Origin of the sequence: Isoptericola sp. NPDC056578, assembly GCF_042793275.1 — a bacterium.
Classification (GTDB): domain Bacteria; phylum Actinomycetota; class Actinomycetes; order Actinomycetales; family Cellulomonadaceae; genus Isoptericola.
On the sequence record NZ_JBHTVC010000023.1, the window covers coordinates 1 to 22,122 of the forward strand.

Annotated in this window: 21 protein-coding genes; 9 read left to right on the top strand and 12 right to left on the bottom strand. The window is 71.7% G+C overall.

The annotated features are described in order from the left end of the window. Positions 1-83: 83 nt before the first annotated feature. Both ACFQ80_RS11010 and ACFQ80_RS11015 read right to left on the bottom strand, forming a co-directional pair. The gene (locus tag ACFQ80_RS11010) at positions 84-437 is read right to left on the bottom strand and encodes a sulfurtransferase TusA family protein (protein ID WP_430563691.1); all 354 of its coding nucleotides are present in this window, start codon (positions 435-437) and stop codon (positions 84-86) included. Then, positions 434-1,564 (bottom strand): cysteine desulfurase family protein, encoded by a 1,131-nt coding sequence (locus ACFQ80_RS11015; protein ID WP_430563718.1) that lies wholly within the window; start codon positions 1,562-1,564, stop codon positions 434-436. The genes ACFQ80_RS11010 and ACFQ80_RS11015 overlap by 4 nt, the downstream gene beginning before the upstream one ends. A 478-nt stretch (positions 1,565-2,042) precedes the next feature. On the opposite strand from ACFQ80_RS11015, the gene coxB reads away from it, so the two are divergent. From coxB to ACFQ80_RS11035, 4 genes are all read left to right on the top strand, one after another. After that, positions 2,043-2,966 carry a cytochrome c oxidase subunit II gene (coxB, locus tag ACFQ80_RS11020; protein WP_430551047.1) on the top strand — a complete coding sequence of 308 codons (924 nt, stop codon included), beginning with the start codon at positions 2,043-2,045 and terminating at the stop codon, positions 2,964-2,966. Further along, complete coding sequence (ctaD, locus tag ACFQ80_RS11025) at positions 2,966-4,786, top strand: cytochrome c oxidase subunit I (protein ID WP_430551048.1); 1,821 nt, start codon at positions 2,966-2,968, stop codon at positions 4,784-4,786. The genes coxB and ctaD overlap by 1 nt, the downstream gene beginning before the upstream one ends. Continuing rightward, positions 4,783-5,184: a cytochrome c oxidase subunit 4 gene (locus ACFQ80_RS11030; protein ID WP_430551049.1), complete on the top strand. Its 402-nt coding sequence runs from the start codon at positions 4,783-4,785 to the stop codon at positions 5,182-5,184. The genes ctaD and ACFQ80_RS11030 overlap by 4 nt, the downstream gene beginning before the upstream one ends. Before the next feature lie 181 nt (positions 5,185-5,365). Then, positions 5,366-6,196 carry an LppX_LprAFG lipoprotein gene (locus ACFQ80_RS11035; RefSeq protein WP_430551050.1) on the top strand — a complete coding sequence of 277 codons (831 nt, stop codon included), beginning with the start codon at positions 5,366-5,368 and terminating at the stop codon, positions 6,194-6,196. A 105-nt stretch (positions 6,197-6,301) separates the two neighbouring features. Here the strand turns inward: ACFQ80_RS11035 and ACFQ80_RS11040 are convergent, their stop codons facing one another. The 5 genes from ACFQ80_RS11040 to ACFQ80_RS11060 form a co-directional block, all read right to left on the bottom strand. Next, entirely contained in the window at positions 6,302-6,928 is a 627-nt protein-coding gene (locus ACFQ80_RS11040) for a superoxide dismutase (protein WP_430563692.1), read from the bottom strand. 172 nt (positions 6,929-7,100) lie between these two features. After that, positions 7,101-8,804, bottom strand: a complete 1,704-nt coding sequence (locus ACFQ80_RS11045; protein ID WP_430551052.1) for a cytochrome bc complex cytochrome b subunit — start codon at positions 8,802-8,804, stop codon at positions 7,101-7,103. Further along, a complete protein-coding gene (locus ACFQ80_RS11050) occupies positions 8,801-9,853 on the bottom strand; it encodes a Rieske 2Fe-2S domain-containing protein (RefSeq protein WP_430551053.1) in 1,053 nt (350 codons plus the stop codon). Before ACFQ80_RS11050 ends, ACFQ80_RS11045 begins: the two co-directional genes overlap by 4 nt. Then, the gene (locus ACFQ80_RS11055; protein WP_430551054.1) at positions 9,850-10,629 is read right to left on the bottom strand and encodes a c-type cytochrome; all 780 of its coding nucleotides are present in this window, start codon (positions 10,627-10,629) and stop codon (positions 9,850-9,852) included. Before ACFQ80_RS11055 ends, ACFQ80_RS11050 begins: the two co-directional genes overlap by 4 nt. 67 nt (positions 10,630-10,696) lie before the next feature. Beyond that, on the bottom strand, positions 10,697-11,350 hold the full coding sequence (locus ACFQ80_RS11060) for a heme-copper oxidase subunit III (protein WP_430563693.1): 654 nt from the start codon (positions 11,348-11,350) through the stop codon (positions 10,697-10,699). Positions 11,351-11,690: 340 nt separating this feature from the next. Here ACFQ80_RS11060 and ACFQ80_RS11065 point away from each other — a divergent pair, with 340 nt between their 5' ends. Then, complete coding sequence (locus ACFQ80_RS11065; protein ID WP_430551265.1) at positions 11,691-12,107, top strand: hypothetical protein; 417 nt, start codon at positions 11,691-11,693, stop codon at positions 12,105-12,107. Between the two features lie 63 nt (positions 12,108-12,170). Continuing rightward, positions 12,171-13,238 (top strand): anthranilate phosphoribosyltransferase, encoded by a 1,068-nt coding sequence (gene trpD / locus ACFQ80_RS11070; protein WP_430551056.1) that lies wholly within the window; start codon positions 12,171-12,173, stop codon positions 13,236-13,238. A gap of 96 nt (positions 13,239-13,334) precedes the next feature. On the opposite strand, the gene ACFQ80_RS11075 is transcribed toward trpD, so the two are convergent. The 3 genes from ACFQ80_RS11075 to ACFQ80_RS11085 form a co-directional block, all read right to left on the bottom strand. Next, positions 13,335-13,616: an Lrp/AsnC family transcriptional regulator gene (locus ACFQ80_RS11075; protein ID WP_430545226.1), complete on the bottom strand. Its 282-nt coding sequence runs from the start codon at positions 13,614-13,616 to the stop codon at positions 13,335-13,337. Next, on the bottom strand, positions 13,610-15,430 hold the full coding sequence (locus ACFQ80_RS11080; RefSeq protein ID WP_430551057.1) for a DEDD exonuclease domain-containing protein: 1,821 nt from the start codon (positions 15,428-15,430) through the stop codon (positions 13,610-13,612). Before ACFQ80_RS11080 ends, ACFQ80_RS11075 begins: the two co-directional genes overlap by 7 nt. A gap of 135 nt (positions 15,431-15,565) precedes the next feature. Further along, positions 15,566-17,377 (bottom strand): AMP-dependent synthetase/ligase, encoded by a 1,812-nt coding sequence (locus ACFQ80_RS11085; RefSeq protein WP_430563694.1) that lies wholly within the window; start codon positions 17,375-17,377, stop codon positions 15,566-15,568. 266 nt (positions 17,378-17,643) lie between these two features. Between ACFQ80_RS11085 and ACFQ80_RS11090 the strand changes: the two genes are divergently transcribed. Then, on the top strand, positions 17,644-18,588 hold the full coding sequence (locus ACFQ80_RS11090; RefSeq protein WP_430551059.1) for an ROK family glucokinase: 945 nt from the start codon (positions 17,644-17,646) through the stop codon (positions 18,586-18,588). 52 nt (positions 18,589-18,640) lie between these two features. On the opposite strand, the gene ACFQ80_RS11095 is transcribed toward ACFQ80_RS11090, so the two are convergent. After that, positions 18,641-19,201 carry a hypothetical protein gene (locus ACFQ80_RS11095; RefSeq protein ID WP_430563695.1) on the bottom strand — a complete coding sequence of 187 codons (561 nt, stop codon included), beginning with the start codon at positions 19,199-19,201 and terminating at the stop codon, positions 18,641-18,643. Between the two features lie 119 nt (positions 19,202-19,320). Here ACFQ80_RS11095 and ACFQ80_RS11100 point away from each other — a divergent pair, with 119 nt between their 5' ends. Beyond that, positions 19,321-20,040 (top strand): lysophospholipid acyltransferase family protein, encoded by a 720-nt coding sequence (locus tag ACFQ80_RS11100; RefSeq protein ID WP_430551061.1) that lies wholly within the window; start codon positions 19,321-19,323, stop codon positions 20,038-20,040. Between the two features lie 18 nt (positions 20,041-20,058). Here ACFQ80_RS11100 and ACFQ80_RS11105 read toward each other — a convergent pair whose 3' ends face one another. Continuing rightward, a complete protein-coding gene (locus ACFQ80_RS11105) occupies positions 20,059-20,709 on the bottom strand; it encodes a GNAT family N-acetyltransferase (protein ID WP_430563696.1) in 651 nt (216 codons plus the stop codon). Positions 20,710-20,879: 170 nt separating this feature from the next. On the opposite strand from ACFQ80_RS11105, the gene ACFQ80_RS11110 reads away from it, so the two are divergent. Further along, the gene (locus tag ACFQ80_RS11110) at positions 20,880-22,106 is read left to right on the top strand and encodes a pyrophosphate--fructose-6-phosphate 1-phosphotransferase (protein WP_430551064.1); all 1,227 of its coding nucleotides are present in this window, start codon (positions 20,880-20,882) and stop codon (positions 22,104-22,106) included. The last annotated feature ends 16 nt before the right edge of the window (positions 22,107-22,122 follow it).

A 22,122-nucleotide genomic window follows, 5' to 3' on the forward strand; every position in this document is an offset into this window, starting at 1 on the left:
CCCCCACGGGGCGGCCGGGCCGTCGTCGTTGCGGGGCGGTGTCGTTGCGGGCCAATGTCGCCGTGGATCAGTGTCGTCGCGGATCAGGAGGCGGCGCCCAGACGCACGGTGATCGACCACGTCGTCGGAGCGGTCCCGCCGTCCTCGTCGCCGCTCCGGTCGTCGTCGGGCTCCTCCACCGCTCCGGTCTCGGCCTCGGTCCCGGTCGTGGTCTCGCCGACCGTCGCGTGCCCGCGCATCCGGGCCCAGGCGGGCACGTCGAGACGGGCCGCCGGGTCGGTCGACAGCACGGTCACGAGCGTCCCGGCGGGCAGGTCGCGGGCCGCCGCGGCGAGCCGGATCACCGGGAGCGGGCAGCGCAGGCCGCGGGCGTCGACCACCACGGCGTCCACCCCTGCGCCGATCTCTGCGCCAGACCCTGCGCCGTCGGTGCTCACAGCCCGGCCACCCCGAGCACGTCGCGCACCCGCCGGACGGCGCCCGGCAGGACCGCGAGGAAGCGGTCGACGTCGTCCTCGGTGGTCGACCGGTCGAGGGCGATCCGCACGTTGCCGTGCGTGAGCACCCCCATCGCCGCGAGCACGTGCGACGGCTCCAGGGTGCTGGCGGTGCAGGCCGAGCCGGAGCCGACCGCGAACCCGGCCCGGTCCAGCTCGGTCACGAGGGCCTCTCCGTCCACGTACAGGCAGGAGAACGTCACGACGTGGGGGAGCCGGTCGTCCGGGTCGCCCACCACCTCGACGTCGGGAACGGCGGCGGCCGCCGCCCGCACGCGCGCCGTGAGGAGCCGGCGCCGCTCGTCCTGCGCGGCGCGGTCGGCCGTCGTCGCCTGGAGGGCCACGGCGGCGGCGAACGCGGCGGGCACGCTCACCCCGCCGGGCGCCCAGGGGTCGGCGTCCTCCGGCCCGGGCGGGACGGCACGCACGCGCTGGCGCACGGCGAGCACGCCGATCCCGGCGGGCCCGCCCCAGTCGGCCGGGTGGGCGGCGAGGAGGTCCCAGGAGTCGGGGACGACGTCGTGACCCAGCGACGCGCCCGCGTCCACGAGCAGCGGCACCTCCGCCGCCCGCGCGGCGTCGTGCACGACGGCCAGCGGCTGTCGCGTGCCCACCTCTCCGTTGGCGTGCTGGAGCGCGGCGAGCGCGACGCCGGGTCGCGCGACCCGCTCCGCGAAGGTGGCCGCGTCGACGCGGCCGTGGCGGTCGACGTCCACCACGACGCGCTCGCCCTCCTGGGCCCCTGCGGCCGCCGCCGCCGCGTGCAGCACCGCCGCGCGCTCGGTGGCGCCCACGACGACGTCCCCACCCGCGCGGCGCCGGGCCTGCGCGGTGCCCAGCAGGGCGTCGCGGAGGGCGGACGCGTGGCTGGCGGTGAAGCGCACCTCCTCCGTGCGCGCGCCGAGGACGGCGGCGACGGCCTCTCGTGCGCCGTCGAGCAGCCGCGCCGCGCGGCGTCCCTCGGTGTGCAGCCGGTGCGGGTCGGCCCAGCCGTCCTCGAGCGCCTGCAGCAGGGCCTGCCGCGCGAGCGGGTGCAGCGGGGCGCCCCCGCCGTTGTCCAGGTGCACCCGTGAGCCGGCGGTCGCTGAGGACGTCGCCGCGGTCGCCGCCTGGGACGTCGGGGTGGACGGCGCCGAGGGGGAGTGGTTCCCGGTCGGGTCGGTGGTGTCGGTCACAGGCGTGCTCCGTGGGGGCTGACTTGCGTCCCGACACCGTCGGCGGGCGGGTCGGGCGGGCGCCCGAAGCGCGCCCGGGGCACGATCGTGCCATCTTCGGGGTCTCGAGGTCCGGTCCGTCGGGGTCCGGGAGCGCTCCGAGGATCTGACACTCCTGAGGATCGATCTGACACTCTCCAGGGGTCTGTGTGCAAGAAGGAGATGTGGACGTCCCGTGCGGAAAGAGTCACGCCCCGAGGGGGCTTTTGCGGCGTCGAACCTGCTCCGGGCGCGCTAGGCTGCACTTCATCGAGGACGAAGGTCCTGTCCGCGTGCCTGTTGCCCAGAGGGGCCGTGGCGGTCGGGCAGGACGTGACGTGAAAGGCCTCCCTTGCACTCGAAGAGCCCCACCCGCACCCGGCGGGTCATCCTGCGCGCGACGGCTATCGCCGGCGCCGTCGCCGTGTTGGCCTCCGGTTGTGCCAGCGACTCCGTCAAGCGCGGATACCTGCCCGGCTACAGCGACGGGGAGGTGACCAACCAGACCGAGCGAATCACCAACCTCTGGGTCGGCTCCTGGATCGCGGCGCTGATCGTCGGTGTGATCACGTGGGGCCTGATGCTGTGGTGCGTCGCGGCGTACCGCAAGCGTCGGGACGACCACCAGCTCCCGATCCAGACGCGCTACCACATGCCGCTCGAGATCATGTACACGGCCGTGCCGACGATCATGATCCTCGTCCTGTTCTTCTACACGGACCGCGACATGTCGGCGGTGCAGGACACCAGCGCCGAGCCGGACGTGAACATCCAGGTCATCGGCAAGCAGTGGAGCTGGGACTTCAACTACCTCGACGACGACGTCTACGACTCCGGGCAGCACCTGCTCGACGTCGGCGGCCAGACGCTCGACGACGAGGTGGACGGCGCCCCGGGCACGTCGAAGGACGTCCCGACGCTGTACCTCCCGGTCGACCAGACGGTCGAGTTCACCCTGGACTCGCGCGACGTCATCCACTCCTTCTGGATCCCCGCCTTCCTGTACAAGCAGGACATGATCCCGGGCCGGACGAACACCTTCCAGGTCACCCCGACCCGTGAGGGCACGTACGCCGGCAAGTGCGCCGAGCTCTGCGGCGAGTTCCACTCCGGGATGCTCTTCAACGTCAAGGTCGTGTCGCAGGCGGAGTACGACGCCCACATGGCCGACCTCGAGGCCGCGGGCCAGACCGGCGAGCTCGGGCTCGACCTGAACCGCCAGCAGCACGACGCGAACTTCCCGCAGGAAGACACCCTCCCGGAGGTCGAGAACTGATGGCGGCCACGACTGCCCCCGCGCACGACGTCGAGGTCATCCCCGGTCTCGCGCCGAAGCGCCAGAACCTCGGTCGCACCGTGGTCAAGTGGATCACCTCCACCGACCACAAGACGATCGGCTACCTGTACCTCATCACGTCGTTCATCTGGTTCGCCGTGGGTGGCATCCTCGCCCTGCTGATCCGCGCCGAGCTGTTCATGCCCGGCCTGCAGGTCGTGCAGAGCAAGGAGCAGTACAACCAGCTCTTCACGATGCACGGCACGATCATGCTGCTGCTGTTCGCGACGCCGTTGTTCGCGGGCTTCGCCAACGTGATCATGCCGCTGCAGATCGGTGCGCCCGACGTCGCGTTCCCGCGGCTCAACATGTTCGCGTACTGGCTGTTCCTCTTCGGCGGCCTCATCGCTGGGGCGGGATTCTTCACCCCGCAGGGCGCCGCGTCGTTCGGCTGGTTCGCCTATGCGCCGTTGTCGAATACGACGTTCAGTCCAGGGCTAGGCGGAGACCTCTGGGTGTTCGGGCTCGCGCTGGCGGGCTTCGGCACGATCCTCGGTGCCGTCAACTTCATCACCACGATCATCACGATGCGCGCGCCGGGCATGACCATGTTCCGGATGCCGATCTTCACGTGGAACACGCTCGTCACGAGCCTGCTCGTGCTGATGGCCTTCCCGCCGCTGGCCTCTGCGCTGTTCGCGCTGGGCGCCGACCGTCGCCTCGGTGCGCAGGTCTTTAACCCCGAGAACGGCGGGGCGATCCTCTGGCAGCACCTGTTCTGGTTCTTCGGCCACCCCGAGGTCTACATCATCGCGCTGCCGTTCTTCGGCATCGTGTCGGAGATCTTCCCGGTCTTCAGCCGCAAGCCGATCTTCGGCTACAAGGGCCTGATCTACGCGACGATCGCGATCGCGGCGCTGTCCGTGACGGTGTGGGCCCACCACATGTACGTCACCGGTGCGGTGCTCCTGCCCTTCTTCGCCTTCATGACGATGCTGATCGCCATCCCGACCGGCGTGAAGTTCTTCAACTGGATCGGCACGATGTGGCGCGGGAAACTCACGTTCGAGACACCCATGCTGTGGTCGATCGGCTTCCTCGTGACCTTCCTCTTCGGCGGTCTGACGGGCATCATCCTGTCGAGCCCCGCCCTGGACTTCCACCTGTCCGACTCGTACTTCGTGGTGGCGCACTTCCACTACGTGGTCTTCGGCACCGTGGTCTTCGCGATGTTCGCCGGCTTCTACTTCTGGTGGCCGAAGTTCACGGGCCGGATGCTCAACGAGCGGCTCGGCAAGGTCCACTTCTGGCTGCTGTTCGTCGGCTTCCACATGACCTTCCTCATCCAGCACTGGCTGGGTGTCGAGGGCATGGCCCGCCGCTACGCGGACTACATGCCCGAGGAGGGCTTCACCTGGGAGAACCAGGTGTCGACCATCGGCGCGTTCATCCTGGCCGCCTCGACCCTCCCGTTCCTGTGGAACGTGTACACGACCTGGCGCAACGCGCCGAAGGTCACCGTCGACGACCCGTGGGGCTACGGCCGCTCGCTCGAGTGGGCCACCAGCTGCCCGCCGCCGCGGCACAACTTCACCTCGCTGCCGCGCATCCGCTCGGAGTCGCCGGCCTTCGACCTGCACCACCCCGAGGTCGCGGCGATGGAGCAGGCGCCGGGCCACGGCCCGCTCAACCAGGTCTTCGGTGACCCGGAGCGCCGGGGGCACCAGCAGCTCGTCGAGGAGCGACGCGACAGCGCGCAGTCGTCGGCCGCACAGTCGACCACCACCGTGATCGACGACGAGGAGGAGAACCGCAAGTGAAGATCGAGATCAAGCTCTTCCTGTTCCTCGCCCCGTTCTTCGTCCTGGTCGGCGTGATCTACGGGTTGGTCACGCACTTCCAGGAGCCGGTCGGCTACCTCGGCATCCCCCTCGTAGGGGCGCTCGTCGCCATGGTGGGCGCCTACCTGGCGCTCACCGCGCGTCGCATCGACCCTCGCCCGGAGGACGACGAGGAGGGCGAGATCGAACAGGGCGCCGGCGACCAGGGCGTGTACTCGCCGTGGAGCTGGTGGCCGCTGGTCATCGCCGCTGCCGCCGCGGTCGCGTTCCTCGGGCTCGCCGTGGGCTGGTGGGTGCTGTACATCGGCTTCATCCTCGGGGTCATCGGGCTCGTCGGCTGGGTGTTCGAGTTCAGCCGCGGGCAGCACGCCCACTGACGCTCCTGCTCTGACGAGAGCCCCTCACGCGACTCGCGTGAGGGGCTCTTCGCCGTTCCGGGGGGAGGCGACGTCGCGGGACACGGATCGGCAACGATCGGCGTCCGCGCGGTCCGACCCGCCCATGGGACGACGGTCCCGTGATGCAATGAAGTCTCACGTTTCCCCGAGAAGGAGCAGCATGCGCGTCCCCCAGAAGACCGTGGCCCTGGCGTCGGCAGGCCTGGTCGCCCTCGCCCTGAGCGCCTGCGGGGGCGCGTCCCCGGCACCCGCCGGGGGCGAGCAGGCCGCCCAGGAGCAGGCGGCGGAGATCGCGACGGTCTCGACGATGACGGACCTGGCCGGGAAGATGAAGGCCGCGCAGGGAGAGGCCTCGACTGCGCACATGGAGCTGACCTACTCGGGGGAGCTTGCCGAGTCGGCCGGGATGACCGAGAGCACCACGACGGCCGACGTCGCCTACGGCCCGACGTTCGAGGAGACGACCCTGCAGATGACCATGGCGGTCATGGGCATGGACATGGACATCGTGCTGCTCGACGGCACGATCTACCTGTCCATGGGCGAGATGACGCAGGGCAAGTACCTGTCGATGACCGCCGAGGACATGGCGGACGACCCTGCCCTGGCCGGCACGATCGACTCGATGGAGTCCATGGACGCCGCCTCGCAGGCGGAGGCGATGGCCGACGCCGTCACCTCGTTCGAGCACACCGGCTCCGAGACCGTCGACGGCGTCGAGACCGAGGTCTACACGGCCACGATCGACCCGTCCAAGGTGAAGGACGGCACGGCGGGCATCGATGCGTCGACCGCGGACCAGCTCGGCGAGATCTCCGCGGTGTACAAGGTGGACCCGAAGGGGCTGCCCGTGGAGGCCGACATCACGATGGAGGTCGAGGGCCAGGAGATGGTCGTCGAGTCGACGTTCAGCAAGTGGGGCGAGCCGATCGACGTCCAGGCGCCCGCCGACGAGGACGTGATCCCGTACTCGGAGTTCGGCCAGAACTGATCCCGAGGCTGCCGCGCAGCTCGGAGAGGACGACGAAGGGCCCCGCACGCGGATGCGTGCGGGGCCCTCGCGCGTGCTTGCGCCGCCCTGTGCGGGCTGAGCGGGTCAGGCGGGGACGATGAGCCCGGCGGTCTGGGTGCGGGCGCGCTGGAGGCGCGCGGCGACGTCCTGCCAGTTCGCGATGTTCCACACGGCCTTGACGTAGTCGGCCTTGACGTTGAGGTAGTCCAGGTAGAAGGCGTGCTCCCACATGTCCAGCATGAACAGCGGGGTGATGCCGACGGGGACGTTGGCCTGCTGGTCGAAGAGCTGGAAGATCGCGAGGCGCTGGCCGATGGAGTCCCAGCCGAGCACGGCCCAGCCGGAGCCCTGGATGCCGGTGGCGACGGCGGCGAACTGGGCCTGGAACGTCGAGAACGAGCCGAAGGCGTCCTTGACGGCCTCGGCGAGCTCGCCCTCGGGCTGGCCGCCGCCCTCGGGGGAGAGGTTGTTCCAGAAGACGGTGTGGTTGGTGTGGCCGCCGAGGTTGAACGCGAGGTTCTTCTCGTGCAGGTTCACCGCGGCGTTGTCGCCGGACTCGCGGGCCTCGGCGAGCTTCTCCAGGGCGGTGTTGGCGCCGGTGACGTAGGCGGCGTGGTGCTTGTCGTGGTGCAGCTCCATGATCTTGCCGCTGATGTGCGGCTCGAGGGCGCTGTAGTCGTAGGGCAGGTCAGGGAGCGTGTAGACAGCCATGCTGAGTTACCTCCGGTTGCGTGCCGCACGTCGTGCCCGGCGTGCGATGGGGGACGTCGTCGACGACCGGTCTCCGACCGAACTCATCGGCCGGGGACGACGACGGCCCGCGCACCCCGCCCGACGAGTCGGGGGAGGGGAGCGCGGGCCACCGTTCCAGCCTGCAGGAGACTCAGTGCTCCCGCTCGACGTTGCCAGACCCCGAGACCAGCTCGGGGGTGTCGTGGGCGGGCTCGAGCTCGTCGTGCTCGCCGTGGGCGTGCGCCGCGGCCAGCTCGGCCGGAGTCACGGGCTCCACCCGGTCCTCGTAGAAGAACTGCGACAGCTTCTGCCAGCGCTTGTCCTTCTTGTAGCCCTTGCGCTTGACGCCGCGGGCGTCGGTCGCGGGCTCGACCTCCAGGGGTCGGTGCGCCTCGTAGTTGACGCGCAGCCAGCGCTCCTGCTCGTCGAGCGGGCGGTGGACCTCGATGTACTCGCCGTTGGCGAACCGGACGATGCGGCCGGTCTCGTGACCGTGCAGCACCAGCTCGCGGTCCTTGCGCTGCAGGCCCAGGCAGATCCGCTTCGTGACCCAGAACGCGAAGACCGGGCCGACGAAGAACAGGATCCGGAAGACCCAGGTGATCGTGTTGATCGACAGGGCGAAGTGTGTCGCGATGAGGTCGTTCGACCCGGCCAGCGCCAGGATGACGAACGCCGTCAGGAACGCGACGCCGAGGCCCGTGCGGGCCGGGACGTTGCGCGGGCGGTCGAGCACGTGGTGCTCGCGGTGGTCGCCGGTCACCTTCGCCTCGACGAACGGGTACACGAAGAGGAACGTGAACAGCAGGCCCGGGATGATGACCGCCGGCACGAGGATGTTCAGCGACAGCGTGAAGTCGCCCCACGTGACGATCTCGGCCTGGCCCGGCATGAGGCGCAGCGATCCCTCGAGGAACAGCATGTACCAGTCCGGCTGGGCTCCCGCTGACACCGGTGACGGGTCGTACGGGCCGTAGTTCCAGACGTTGTTGATCGCCATCGTGCCGCCCATGAGGGCCAGCACGCCGAAGATGATGAAGAAGTTGCCGCCCATCTTCGTGGCGAACGCCGGGACCGCGGGGTAGCCGACGACGTTCTTGTCGGTGCGGCCACCGCCCGGGTACTGGGTGTGCTTGTTCAGCACCATGAGGAACAGGTGCACGCCGACCAGCGCCAGGATGAGCGCGGGCACGAGCAGGATGTGCACCGTGAACAGGCGCGGGATGATGTGCTCGCCCGGGAACTCGCCGCCGAAGACGAACCAGGAGAGGTACGACCCGATGATCGGGATCGACTTGATGACGCCGTCGGTGATGCGCAGGCCGTTGCCGGAGAGCACGTCGTCCGGGAGCGAGTAGCCCGAGAAGCCGGCGAGGAGGCTGAGGATCAGCAGCATCGTGCCGACCAGCCAGTTGAGCTCGCGGGGCTTGCGGAAGGCGCCGGTGAAGAAGACGCGCATCATGTGCACCACGATGCCGGCGACGAAGATCAGCGCCGACCAGTGGTGGATCTGCCGCATGAGCAGGCCGCCGCGCACCTCGAACGACATGTTGAGCGTCGACGAGAAGGCCGTGGACATGAGCTGGCCGTCCATCGTCGCCGGAGCGCCGTGGTGCGTGACGAGCGCCATCGACGGGTCGAAGAACATCGCCAGGAACACGCCGGAGATGAGCAGCACGACGAACGAGAACAGCGCGATCTCGCCGAGCATGAAGGACCAGTGGTCCGGGAAGACCTTGCGGACGAGCTGCTTCGCGAGCACGCCGACCTTGGTCCGCTGGTCGAGGTAGTCGGCGGACTTGCCGATCACGGTCGTCGGCTCCGCCGTGGCGGGGGGAGTGGTCGTGGTGCTCACTTCAGGCGCTCCCAGTAGCTCGGGCCGATGGGCTCGTTGAAGTCGTCCTCAGCCACAAGATACCCCTCGTCGTCGACGGTGATGGGCAGCTGGGGCAGCGGGCGCTTGGCCGGTCCGAAGACCACCTTGCAACCGTCCGCGATGTCGAACGTCGACTGGTGGCACGGGCACAGCAGGTGGTGCGTCTGCTGCTCGTAGAGGGCGACCGGGCACCCGACGTGGGTGCAGATCTTCGAGTACGCGACGATGCCGTCGTAGGAGGCGCCCTCGCGGTGGTCGCGCTTGAGGTCGCGGGGGTCCATGCGCACGAGGAGCACGACCGCCTTCGACTTCTCCGTGATCCACTCGTGCGACTCGCGCTCCTCGGCGGGCACGTCGGGGATGACGTGCGCGACGGAGCCGACCGTGAGGTCCGAGGCCTTGATCGGGCGCCCGGAGGGGTCGTACGCCAGGCGGACGCCCTTCTTCCAGATCGTGTGGCGGAACGAGGCGACGTTCCACGTGCCACCGACGCTCGACACGAGCGGCACGGCGATGGTCAGCGGGAAGAGGGCGAGCGCGGAGACGACCGCGCCCTTGAGGACGGGGCGGCGGGCGATGCCGGAGTCCTCGAGACCGTCCTTGAACTGCTGCTGGACGACCTCGCGCACGTCCTCCGAGCTGCTGCTCGAGTGGCGCTCCTCGACGTACTCCTTGCCCGACATCAGGGTCTTGGCCCAGTGCACGGCCGCGAAGCCGATGCCGAAGAGGGAGATCGCGATCGCGACGCCGAGCAGCACCGTCGAGAGGCGCACGCCGGGCGTGGTGCCGTCCGGCCGGACGGCGAAGTAGGCCACGATCGAGCCGATCGTGCCGAGGCACGACACGGCGAAGAGGATCGCGATGATCCGCTCGTTGCGCTTGGCGGCCTTGGGGTCGGTGTCCGTCAGGCGGGGGTGGTGCGCAGGGACGCCCGGGTCCGCGAAACGGTCGGTCCGGGCGACCGTGCCGTCGCCGTCGTGCCGGGCCACGTCGCGCGACGGGCCCTGGGGGTTCTGGTTCTCGCTCACGAGGACTTCGCTCCGATCCACACCGCGCCGCCGATGATCAGGCCGATGCCGATGATCCAGGCCCAGAGGCCCTCGCTGACCGGGCCGAGCGAGCCCAGGGTGAGGCCACCGGCCGAGCCCTGGTCCTGCTCGTCGAGGAAGGCGATGATGTCGCGCTTCTCGTCAGGGGTGATGTTGGCGTCGTTGAACACCGGCATCGACTGCGGGCCGGTGAGCATGGCCTGGTACACGTTGCGGCCGGAGGTGTCCCACAGCGGCGGCGCGAACTTGCCCTCCGAGAGGGCGCCACCGGCGCCCACGGCGTTGTGGCACATGGCGCAGTTGGTGCGGAACAGCGCCATGCCGTTGGCGGCGTCGCCCTTGCTCCCGTCCACCTGCTCGTCGGTGGGGATGGCCGGGCCGGCGCCGAGAGACGCGACGTACGCGGCGAGCGCGGCGGTCTGCTCCTCGTCCATCTGCCGGGGCTTGGCCTCGGCCTGGGGGCCGTTCATCTGCATCGGCATCCGGCCGGTGGAGACCTGGAAGTCGACCGCGGCCGCGCCGACGCCGACGAGCGAGGGCGCCTCGGTGGTGCCTTCCGCGTTCGGGCCGTGGCAGGTGGCGCAGTTGGCCTGGAAGAGCTTCTTCCCGGTCTCGATGTCCGCGGTGCTGGCGGTGTCGGCCTGGGCCGGGCTCGGGGCCAGGGCGGCGTAGACGCCGCCCGTGACCAGCAGCGCCAGCAGCAACAGCACGACCGGCGCGAACCGGTGGTGCCTGCGGGCGGCGAGTGCCTTCACGAAATGATCCTCGTCTCGCAGATCGAAGGTGCAGGGTCAGTGCCGGCGGCGACGCCGGCCGGGGGGTTCAGCGCAGGAGGTAGATGACGGCGAAGAGGGCGATCCACACCACGTCGACGAAGTGCCAGTAGTAGGACGTGACGATCGCGGTGGTGGCCTCGTGGTGGCCGAAGTTCTTGGCGGCGAAGGAACGCCCCAGCAGGAACAGGAAGGCGATGAGGCCGCCCAGCACGTGGAGGCCGTGGAAGCCGGTGGTCAGGTAGAAGACCGAGCCGTAGGGGCTGGACGAGATGGTCAGGCCCTCGTGCACCAGCTCGGTGTACTCGAAGATCTGGCCGCCGATGAAGAACGCACCCATGAGGTAGGTGAGCGTCATCCACTCGTGCATGCCCCACTTGTTCACCTGCAGCAGGGAGCCGGAGCGCACCGGCTTGAACCGCTCGGCGGCCCACACGCCCATCTGGCAGGTGACCGACGACAGCACCAGCACGGTGGTGTTGATCGTCGAGAAGGTGATGTTGAGCTTGTCCGCCTGAGCGGCCCACTCCGCCTCGGGCATCACCGACCGGACGGTGAAGTACATCGCGAAGAGGCCAGCGAAGAACATGAGCTCGCTCGCGAGCCAGACGATCGTCCCGACCGACACGGGGTTCGGACGGTTGACGCTCACGTGCTGGTGGGCATGGGGGGCAGCAGCCGTTGCGGTCGACACGTCAGCCATTATGGCCGACATACGGCCGGTTCGAGCCACCCGGGCGGGCCTTGCGCGAAGTCGATGTGCACAGAATCTGCGGAAACTCGCCACTCTGCCACTACGAGGTGACGGATCCGTGGAGAGTGCCAGTAAAAGACCACGTTCGGCACCTGCCCGAGGTGACGCGAGTGTGCCACGATGCCAGCAAACGTCGACGTCCGACGGCCGCGGTACGGGTGGCGGACGTCGTGACCGTGCCCGAAGCCGTGCACGTCCGCGAAGGGGAGCCAGACAGTTGACGGATCAGACGGACCAGACGGACCCGACGACGACCAGCCCGACCAGCCCGACCAGCCCGACCGGAGCGATCGTCCCGACGGCCCGCACGGGCCCGGCGGCCCGGGGGCCGCGCATCCTGCTCTACAGCGACGACCGCACCGTCCGCGCCCACGTGCGCACCGCCGTCGGCCCTCGTCTGCGCGCGCACGCCCCGGAGATCGCGTGGGCGGAGGTCGCGACGCCGGCTGCGCTCATCGCGGCGGCCGACCGCGGCGGGTGGGACCTGCTCGTGCTGGACGGAGAGGCGGACAAGTCCGGGGGCATGGGATTGTGCCGCCAGCTCAAGAACGAGGTGTACCGCTGCCCGCCCGTCGTGGTCCTCACCGGCAGGCCCGACGACGGATGGCTAGCATCGTGGTCGCTCGCCGACGCCGTGGTGCCGAGGCCGCTCGACGCGATCGAGCTGCAGCGCACGGTGGCCGGCTTCCTGACCGCAGCCGCCTGACCCGCCGCGGGGCCGCCCACGCCCTGTCGGAGGGCGTCCTGCTCCGACCCCGAAGGGACCTCCGTGGCCTCCACCGACCCGGCCTCCGACCTCACCTGGCCCGGCATCCTCACCGAGCTGGTCGCCGGGCGCGACCTGACCACCGCCGAGACGGCCTGGGCCATGGACGAGGTCATGTCGGGCGAGGTGCCCCCGACGCGTCTTGCCGGCTTCCTCGTCGGGCTCCGGGCCAAGGGGGAGACGGCCGCGGAGCTCACGGGGCTCGCTGACGCGATGCTCGCGCACGCCACGCGGATCGAGGTCCCGGGGAGGACGGTGGACATCGTCGGCACGGGCGGCGACCGGCACCACACGGTGAACGTGTCCACGATGGCGGCGGTCGTGATCGCAGGGGCCGGGCTGCGGGTGGTCAAGCACGGCAACCGCGCGGCGTCCTCGTCGTCGGGCTCGGCGGACGTGCTGGAGGCGCTCGGGATCCGCCTCGACCAGGCACCCGAGCGGGTCGCGGCCCTGGCCGAGCAGGTCGGCATCACGTTCTGCTTCGCCGGCCTGTTCCACCCGTCGATGCGGCACGCCGGCGTGGCCCGCCGCGACCTGGGCATCGCCACGGCGTTCAACTTCCTCGGCCCGCTGACCAACCCCGCCCAGCCCGGGGCGACGGCGGTCGGCTGTGCCGACGCCCGCATGGCGCCGCTCATGGCCGGGGTGTTCGCGAGCCGCGGGACGGACGCGCTCGTGTTCCGCGGCGACGACGGCCTCGACGAGCTCGCGGCCACCGGCGGCACGACCGTGTGGGAGGTGCGCGGCGGCGCGGTCGTCGAGCAGCGGCTCGACGCCGCGGCGGACCTCGGCCTGCAGCGCATCGAGGTCGCCGACCTCCGCGGGGGCGACGCCGCCCATAACGCGGGCGTGGCGCGCCGGGTCCTCGACGGGACCGACCGCGGCCCGGTGCGCGAGACTGTGCTGCTCAACGCCGCCGCGGGCCTCGTCGCCGACGGGAGCCTGCCCGGCACCGGCCAGGGCTCGCTCGTCGAGCGGCTGGCCGCGGGGATGGAGCTCGCCGCCCGCAGCGTCGACGAGGGCGGGGCCGTCCGGGTGCTCGACGGCTGGGTCGCGGCGACCGCGGCCTGACAGGGCAGCGGGGCGGCCGGGCGGACCCGGCCTGACAGGGCAGCGGGGCGGCCGGACGGACCCGGCCTGGTTGCCCCGGTTCTCGGTCGTCCGGTCTCAGTCGTCCAGGCCGAGGGCGAAGGCCTGCTCGAGGTCGACGTTCGAGTAGGTGCGGAACGCGATGAGCGTCTCCGTGCGCACCACGCCGGGGACCTTGCTGATCCCGTCGGCGATGACGTCGGCGAGCTCCTCGTGCTCGCGCACTCGCACCATGGCGACCAGGTCGGCCTTGCCGGTGACGGAGTAGACCTCGCTGACTCCCTTGAGGTCGGTGACCTTGGTGGCGACCTCGGGGATCTGGTCGGCCTCGGTGTCGATGAGCACGATCGCGGTCAGCATGCCGTCATCGTAGCCACCGACCCCGGGTCCGCGACGTGCTCGGTGGTCTCGTCGGGCGTGCCCGGGCCGGCCCACAGGCCGGCGACCGTCGTCGAGACCGCGCCGAGGTCGGTGTGCGCGGCCGCGGAGCGCACCGGGCACGTCCAGGGGTCGCTCACGTGCACGAGCCGGACCCCGGGCTCCTCCAGCCAGGCCAGCACCAGGGCGGCCTCCTCGGGATGGCATGCGGGCGCGGGCGCCACGGGCGGGGCGACGACCTCCGCCGTGGCGCGCAGGGCGTCGACCACGGGCAGCGGGTCCTCGTCGGGACCGGTCACGGCGGTCGCGGCGAGCCGCGCGTGCTTCACGACGACGAGCTCCCAGCCGCCCGCGGGGGTGGGCCGCGCGGCGACGAGCTCGGCGCACCGGGCGACCGGGTCCAGCCGCTGGGCGCGCGCCGCGCCCTGCACGAACGCCCGGAGCCGGTGGGTCACCGTCCCGGCCTCCTCGAAACGTTCCTGCGCCGCGAGCCTGGCCACCCGCGCGGCGAGGGCGTCGACGACGGACGAGGGGTCGGACGTCAGCGCCGTGCGGGCCGCGTCCGCGACGGCGTCGTACCCGTCGTCGGCGCGGCCGGCCGCCGTGCACGGCGCGGAGCAGCGGCCCATCCCCGCGAGGGCGCACGGGCTGCCGGCCGTCCGCGCGACGCGGGGGAGGCGCGCCGTGCACTGGCGCAGGGGCAGGGCGTCGTGGACCGCCTCGACGGCGGCCAGCGCTGTCTGTCGCGACGTGAACGGGCCGATGTGCGGCGTCCCGGCCCGCACGTCGCGCACGACGGACAGCCGGGGGTAGGCCTCGTCCGTGAGACGCACCCAGGTCTGGCGCTCCGGGTGCTTGGAGCGCCGGTTGTACCGCGGGGCGTGCTCGGCGATGAGACGCAGCTCGCGCACCGACGCCTCGAGCGGGGTCGCGCAGACCACGGGGGTGACGGCGTGCGCGATCCGCACCATCTCGGTGATGCGCCCGCGCTTCTCCGCGGCCGTGAAGTAGGACCGCACCCGCTTGCGGAGGTTCGTGGACGTGCCGACGTACAGCACCTCGTCCCCGGGGCCGCGGAAGAGGTACACCCCCGGGGCCTCGGGCAGGCCGTCCGCGAGCGTCCGCTTGCGGCGCACGTCCGGCGGGACGGGGTCGGCGGCGCCGGCGAGGTCCTCCAGGTGGGTGATGCCGAGCGGCGCCAGGCGCTCCAGGAGCGCGTGCAGCACGTCCACGGTGGCCCGCGCGTCCGCCAGCGCGCGGTGCTCGGGCGTCACCCGTGCCCGGAAGAGCGCGGCCAAGGTGGACAGCTTGTGGTTCGGCGCCTCGTCGCGGGTGACGACGCGGCGCGCGAGGGGCACGGTGTCCACCACCCGGAAGCCCGGCCAGTCGTAGCCGAGCCGGTCGCAGGCGGCGCGCAGGAAGCCGACGTCGAACGGTGCGTTGTGCGCCACCAGCACGGCGTCGCGGGCGAACTCCAGGAAGCTCGGCAGGACGAGCTCGACCGGGGGAGCCGTGGCGACCATGGACGTCGTGATGCCGGTGAGCCGGGCGACGAAGGCCGGCACGGGGTGGCCCGGGTTGACGAGCGACTGCAGCTCGCCCAGCACCTCGCCGCCCCGGACCTTGACCGCGCCGATCTCCGTGATGCCGCCGTCGGCGGCCCGGCCACCGGTCGTCTCGAGGTCGACCACGACGAAGGTGACGTCCCGCAGGGCGGTACCGAGGTCCTCGAACGAGGGCTGGAGCGCGGTCGGGTGCCCGGTGCTGCGCGTCGGGGACGGGGTGGTGCTCGGCATGCCGGGACCGTAGCGGCGGCCTCCGACAGGGGAGCCGGGCCGGGCAGAGGTCGAGCCCGCCGGGACGAGGTCCCGGCGGGCTCGGCGGAGCCGGCACGTGCAGCCGCCCGGTGCTGGTGCGGGGCGGCGCCGGTGTCAGCTCGCGGACTTCTGCCGCGTGTCGACGTACAGCTGGTCGATCTCGGTGGCGAAGTCCTTGACGAAGACGTGACGGCGCACGCTCTGCTTGGGCGTGAGGTACCCGTTCTCGACCGTGAGGTCGCCCGGCAGCACGGCGAACTTGCGGATCGACTCGGCCTTCGACACCGCCTGGTTGGCACGGGTCACGGCGGCGTCGAGCGCCGCCAGCACGTCCGGGTCGGTCGAGGCCTGCTCAGGCGTCATCTCCGGCTTGTCGTGCATCTTGAGCCAGCCGGGCAGGCCCTCGGCGTCGAGCGTGATGAGCGCGCCGATGAACGGGCGGTTGTCGCCGACCACGACGCACTGGCTCACGAGGGCGTGCGCCCGGATCCGGTCCTCGAGGAGCGCCGGGGCGACGTTCTTGCCCCCGGCCGTCACGATGATCTCCTTCTTGCGGCCGGTGATCGTGAGGAACCCGTCGTCGTCGAGGGTGCCGAGGTCGCCGCTGCGGAACCAGCCGTCGTCGAACGCCTCGGCGGTCGCCTCCGGGTTGTTGTGGTACCCGCGGAACACCTGGATGCCGCGCAGCAGCACCTCGCCGTCCGGGGCGATCCTGACCCCGCAGCCGGGCAGCTGCGGCCCCACCGAGCCGATCTTGATGGCGTCGGGGCGGTTCACGCTGGTCGGCGCTGTGGTCTCGGTGAGCCCGTAGCCCTCGAGGATCGTGACGCCGAGGCCGCGGAAGAAATGACCGAGCCGTTCGCCGAGCGGGCCGCCGCCGGAGACGGCGTACTGGGCCTGCCCGCCGAGCACGGCACGCAACTTCGAGAACACGAGGGTGTCGGCGACCTTGTGCTGGACGCGGAGCCACAGCGACGGGCCCGACGGCGTGTCGAGCGCCCGCGAGTAGGCGATGCCGGTCGCGGCCGCCCAGTGGAAGATCTTCAGCTTGCCGCCGGCAGCCGCCTTCTGCTCCGCCGCGTTGTACACCTTCTCGAAGACGCGGGGCACCGCGAGGATGTACGTGGGCCGGAAGGCCTCCAGGCCGGCGGTGACCGTCTTGAGGTCGGCCCAGTGGCCGAGCACCGTGCCGCTCGCGATCGCGAGGATCTCGATGTAGCGCGCGAAGACGTGCGCCAGCGGCAGGAAGAGCAGCGTGCGCCCGCCGTCCTTGAACACCTCGGGCACGGCGGCGACGGCGTTCACGCCGAGCAGCGTGAGGTTGCCGTGCGTGATCTCGGCGCCCTTGGGGGTGCCGGTCGTGCCGGAGGTGTAGATGATCGTCGCGACGTCGGCGAGGTCCGCGATCCCGCGGCGGCGGACGATCTCGTCATCGGCGACGTCGGCGCCCGCGGCCGTCAGCTTGGCGATCGCGCCGTCCTCGATCTCGAGGACCTCGCGCAGGGCCGGCGCACGGTCGGAGACCTCCGCGACGGTGGCGGCGAGGCCGGAGTCCTCGACGACGAGCAGCGTGATGCCGGAGTCGGTGAGGATCCAGTCCACCTGCTCGGCGGACGACGTCTCGTAGATCGGCACGGGGACCGCGCCCGCGGCCCAGGCGGCGAAGTCGAGCAGGGTCCACTCGTAGCGGGTGTGGGACATGATGCCGACGGGGTCGCCGGGCTGGACGCCCTTGGCGACCAGCCCCTTGGCGACGGCCACCACCTCGGCGTCGAACTGTGCGGCCGAGACCGGCTGCCAGCCGTCGCCGGAAGGACGCTCGGCGAGCGTGGCGCGCGGGTCGCTCGCCACACGGGTGGCGAGGAGGTCGTTGAGGTTCGACGTGGCAGGCAGCTCGACCGCCTGCGGAATGGTGATCTCGTCCATGCTGACTCCATCGTCCATGCTCATGCATTGGCCAGGGGTGCGTTCCCCGGCCGCCACGATACCGGGTCTCAAGAGTGGTCCAGGACACGGTTCGGTGACGGTCCGTGGCCGATGGTGGCGTCCCGGTGATGGACGAGCGTCGCACCCCCGGGTCGTGGTGGCTAGTCTTGTCCCTGCGCGCACCGCGCGCCCCCGGCGCCGCGACGGCGACCCGGGTGTTGCGCCGTGTGGACGCGGCGTCCCGACACATGAACGCGAGGTCTTGCATGCACGCCATCGGAGTCGACATCGGCGGCACCAAGATTGCCGTGGGTGTGGTGGACGAGGCGGGCAAGATCCTCGCGAAGGTGCGGCGCGAGACGGTCGCCGACGACGTCGCCTCGATCGACCGGGCGATCGCGGACGCGTGCACCGAGCTGGCCAAGGAGCACGAGATCGGCGCGATCGGCCTCGCCGCCGCCGGGTTCGTGAGCCCCGACCGGCGCTCGGTGCTCTTCGCACCGAACATCGCCTGGCGCGAGTACCCGCTGGCCGAGCGGATCGAGGGCCTGCTGGACGTCGACGTCCCCGTGGTCGTCGAGAACGACGCGAACGCGGCGGGCTGGGCGGAGTTCCGGTTCGGCGCCGCCCGCGAGGCCACCGACATGCTCATGCTGACGGTCGGCACCGGGCTCGGCGGCGCGATCGTGGTGGACCGCGAGCTCGTGCGCGGCAAGTGGGGCGTCGCGGCCGAGGTGGGCCACATGCGCGTCGTCCCGGGCGGCCACTACTGCGGCTGCGGCCACGAGGGCTGCTGGGAGCAGTACGCGTCCGGCACGGCCCTGGTGCGCGACGCGAAGCAGGCCGTGATCGCCCAGCCGGAACGGTCGGCCCGGCTGGTCGAGCTCGCCGGCGGCGACGTGTCCGCCCTCGAGGGCCCGCACGTCACGCAGGCGGCGCAGGAGGGTGACGAGCTCGCGGTCGAGCTGCTGGCGACGCTGGGCCGGTGGATCGGCGAGGGCTCCGCGTCCGTCGCCGCGCTGCTGGACCCCGAGCTGATCGTCATCGGTGGGGGCGTCGGCGCGGCCGGTGACCTGCTGCTCCTGCCCGTGCGCAAGGCCTACGAGGCGCAGCTCTCGGCCCTTGGGCACCGCCCGGTCGCCCAGATCGAGCTCGCCGAGCACGGCAACGAGGCGGGCATCATCGGCGCCGCCGACCTCGCCCGTCGCTGACCCGACCGTCCCGCCGGCCGGTCGGCTCGCCCGACCAGCCCTCCCGGGTCGGTCAGACGACGGCGCCCGTGCTGTGGTCGTCCGGGTCGCGGCGGTGCGGCATCCGCCAGATCAGGATGCCGAGCGCGACGAGGAAGAGGACTCCGGCGACCGGGCCTGACCATCCGGGGATGCGCAGGGCCGGCACGGCGGCGCGCAGGACGACGCCGAGCACGACGAGCACCGGCACCCCGACGACCGCCGCCCACGCGAGGGTGAGGAGGGGGTCGCGGGACAGGACCGGGTCGGGCTCCGGCGGCGTGAAATGAGACTCCGTCTCTTCGAGTTCCTCGATCTCCGGCGTGACGGGCCAGTCGCGGGGACCCGGGCTCACCACCCGTCCGGGCGGCGGTGCGGCCTCCTCGCGGCGCTGGTCCGCGGTCGTGTCCTCGGTCGTGTCGCCCGTCGTGTCGCCCGTCGTGTCGCCCGCAGGTTCGTCCGGACGGTCGGCGTCGGCGGGCTCGTCGAGGGGCCCCAGCTGCGCGACGATGTCGGCCCAGCGGGCCTCGACGGCGTCGTCGGGCAGGTCGTCGTCCGGCAGGTCCGGTTCGGCGTCCGGGTTCGGTACGGGCATGGGTTCACTCTATTGTCGTGGGCGATGCTTCGTGTCGACGGTCCCGCCCGTCGGCGCCACGGCCCGTCACCGGCGGTCCGCTGAGCGGGGCGCCGTGCAGCACTGGGCGAGGAGGACAGTTGTTCTACTGGGTGATGAAGAACGTGGTGGTGGGGCCGTGGCTCCGGCTGGCGTTCCGCCCCTGGACGAAGGGCGTCGAGAACGTCCCGACCTCCGGCCCGGCGATCCTCGCGAGCAACCATCTCGCCGTCATCGACTCGTTCGTCCTGCCGCTCGTGCTCGACCGCCAGGTCCAGTTCCTCGGCAAGTCGGACTACTTCACCGGCGGCGGAGTCCGGGGCCGGATGGTGGCCGGCTTCATGCGCGGCGTCGGGACGATCCCGGTGGACCGGTCCGGCGGCAAGGCCAGCGAGGCCGCGCTGAACACCGGGCTGCGCGTGCTCGACGACGGCGACCTGTTCGGCATCTACCCCGAGGGCACCCGCAGCCCCGACGGGCGGCTGTACCGCGGCAAGACCGGCGTCGCCCGCCTCGCCCTGGAGTCCGGCGCCCCCGTGATCCCGGTGGCGATGGTGGGCACCGACGTCGCGCAGCCGATCGGCCGGTCGATCCCCAAGCCGATGCCGATCGGCATGGTCTTCGGCGAGCCCCTCGACTTCAGCCGCTACCGGGGGATGGAGGGCGACCGTTTCGTGCTGCGGTCGGTGACCGACGAGATCATGTACGCCATCCTGCGGCTGTCCGAGCAGGAGTACGTCGACGTGTACGCGGCCACGATGAAGGCGCGCCTCGCGGCGGCCCAGCACCAGCCGCCGGAGGAGCCCGGCGCCGGGTCCTGAGCCGCCTCAGCCCACCGCTCAGCCCACCGCTCGGCCCACCGAAAGGCTCAGCCACGCGTCCGGCGGCACGTCGGGCCGGCCGGGGACCGCGCGGTGGGTGACAGACCACGCGTCGCCCGCGACGTCGGTCGCGACGCGTGGCCAGAACGCCGCCGCGGCGGCGTTGGCGTCCTGGAACGCGATCTCCCACGGCCCGGGCACGTCCCGCAGCACGGCGGCGGCGACGTCGCGCCCGACGCCCTGCTGCCGGGCCGCTCGCACCACGAAGAACGCCGACAGCACCCGGGTCGGCGCGTCGAGGCCCCGGACCAGGGCGAACGCCACGGGTCGCTCGCCCGTCCGTCCACCCGCCCCGGTCGCGTCGCCGTCGACCGTCGCCAGGTACCCGCGCCAGACCGCGGGACGTCGTCCCCTCCCGTCCTCGTCCCCCTGCGCGTCGTGTTCGATCCCGTCGATCCCGTCGATCTCGTCCAGGGCGGCGCGGAGCCGTTCGTCGCGAAAGGTCCCGTCGGGCCCGGGGAGCTCACCCGAGACGGCGGACATGTCGTGACGGAAGAGCGGCCACAGCCGCTCGAGGACAGGGCGGTCCGCCGGCGTGGCACGCCGGACGCGGACCGGCGGGCCCGCGGGGTGGGCGGACGGGTCGGGGAGGGGCGCAGGTGTCGTCATACGCAAGAGCCTCCCGGCGCCGGACGGCGGGGGAGGCTCGCCCGACATCATCGCACGGCCGGGCTCCGGAGCGCACGGTGCGTTCGCCCGCCGGACGTGCGGGGCCCGGCGCGGGGAGGTGCTCCTAGGATGGGAGGGTTCCCGTCCCCCACCGAGAGGTAGCCCCTGTCATGTCGGTTCGTCGCGTGGCTCTCCTGACCGCCGGCGGCTTCGCGCCCTGCCTGTCCTCCGCCGTCGGCGGCCTCATCGAGCGCTACACGGAGCTCGACCCGTCGATCGAGATCATCGCCTACCAGTACGGCTACCACGGGCTCCTCACGGGCACGAAGATCGTCGTGGACGAGGAGGGCCGCAAGCAGGCCGGCATCCTGCACCGCTTCGGCGGCTCGCCGATCGGCAACTCCCGCGTGAAGCTCACCAACGCCGCGGACTGCGTCAAGCGCGGCCTCGTGCAGGAGGGACAGAACCCGCTGGAGGTCGCGGCCGAGCAGCTCAAGGCCGACGGCGTCGACGTGCTGCACACCATCGGCGGCGACGACACGAACACCACGGCCGCGGACCTGGCCGCGTACCTGCACGACAACGGGTACGAGCTCACCGTCGTGGGCCTGCCCAAGACGATCGACAACGACGTGGTGCCGATCAAGCAGTCGCTGGGCGCCTGGACGGCGGCCGAGGAGGCCGCGGGCTTCGCCGCGAACGTCATCGGCGAGCACCGCTCCGGCCCGCGCATGCTGATCGTGCACGAGGTCATGGGCCGCCACTGCGGCTGGCTCACGGCGGCCGCCGCGAAGGAGTACCGCACGTGGCTCGACGCCCAGGAGTGGGCGCCCGCCCTCGGCCTGACGCGCGAGCGCTGGGACGTGCACGCGGTGTTCCTGCCCGAGCTGGAGATCGACATCGACGCCGAGGCCGCCCGCCTGCGCGCCGTCATGGACGAGATCGGCAACGTCAACATCTTCCTGTCCGAGGGCGCGGGGATGAACGAGATCGTCCAGCAGCTCGAGGCCGCCGGCGAGGAGGTGCCGCGCGACCCGTTCGGGCACGTCAAGCTCGACACCATCAACCCGGGCCAGTGGTTCGCCAAGCAGTTCGCGGAGAAGCTGGGCGCCGAGAAGGTCATGGTGCAGAAGTCGGGCTACTACTCCCGCGCCGCGGCGGCGAACGCCGAGGACCTGCGTCTCATCAAGTCGATGACCGACCTGGCCGTCGAGTGCGCGCTGCGCGGCGAGCCCGGCGTCATCGGCCACGACGAGGAGGACGGCGACCGCCTCAAGGCGATCGCCTTCCCCCGCATCGCCGGCGGCAAGGCGTTCGACGTCAGCCAGCCGTGGTTCGGCGAGATCCTCGAGGGCATCGGCCAGCCTCTGGTGCCCGCGAAGCCCGCCGCGCACTGACGACCCGGTCGCGCCC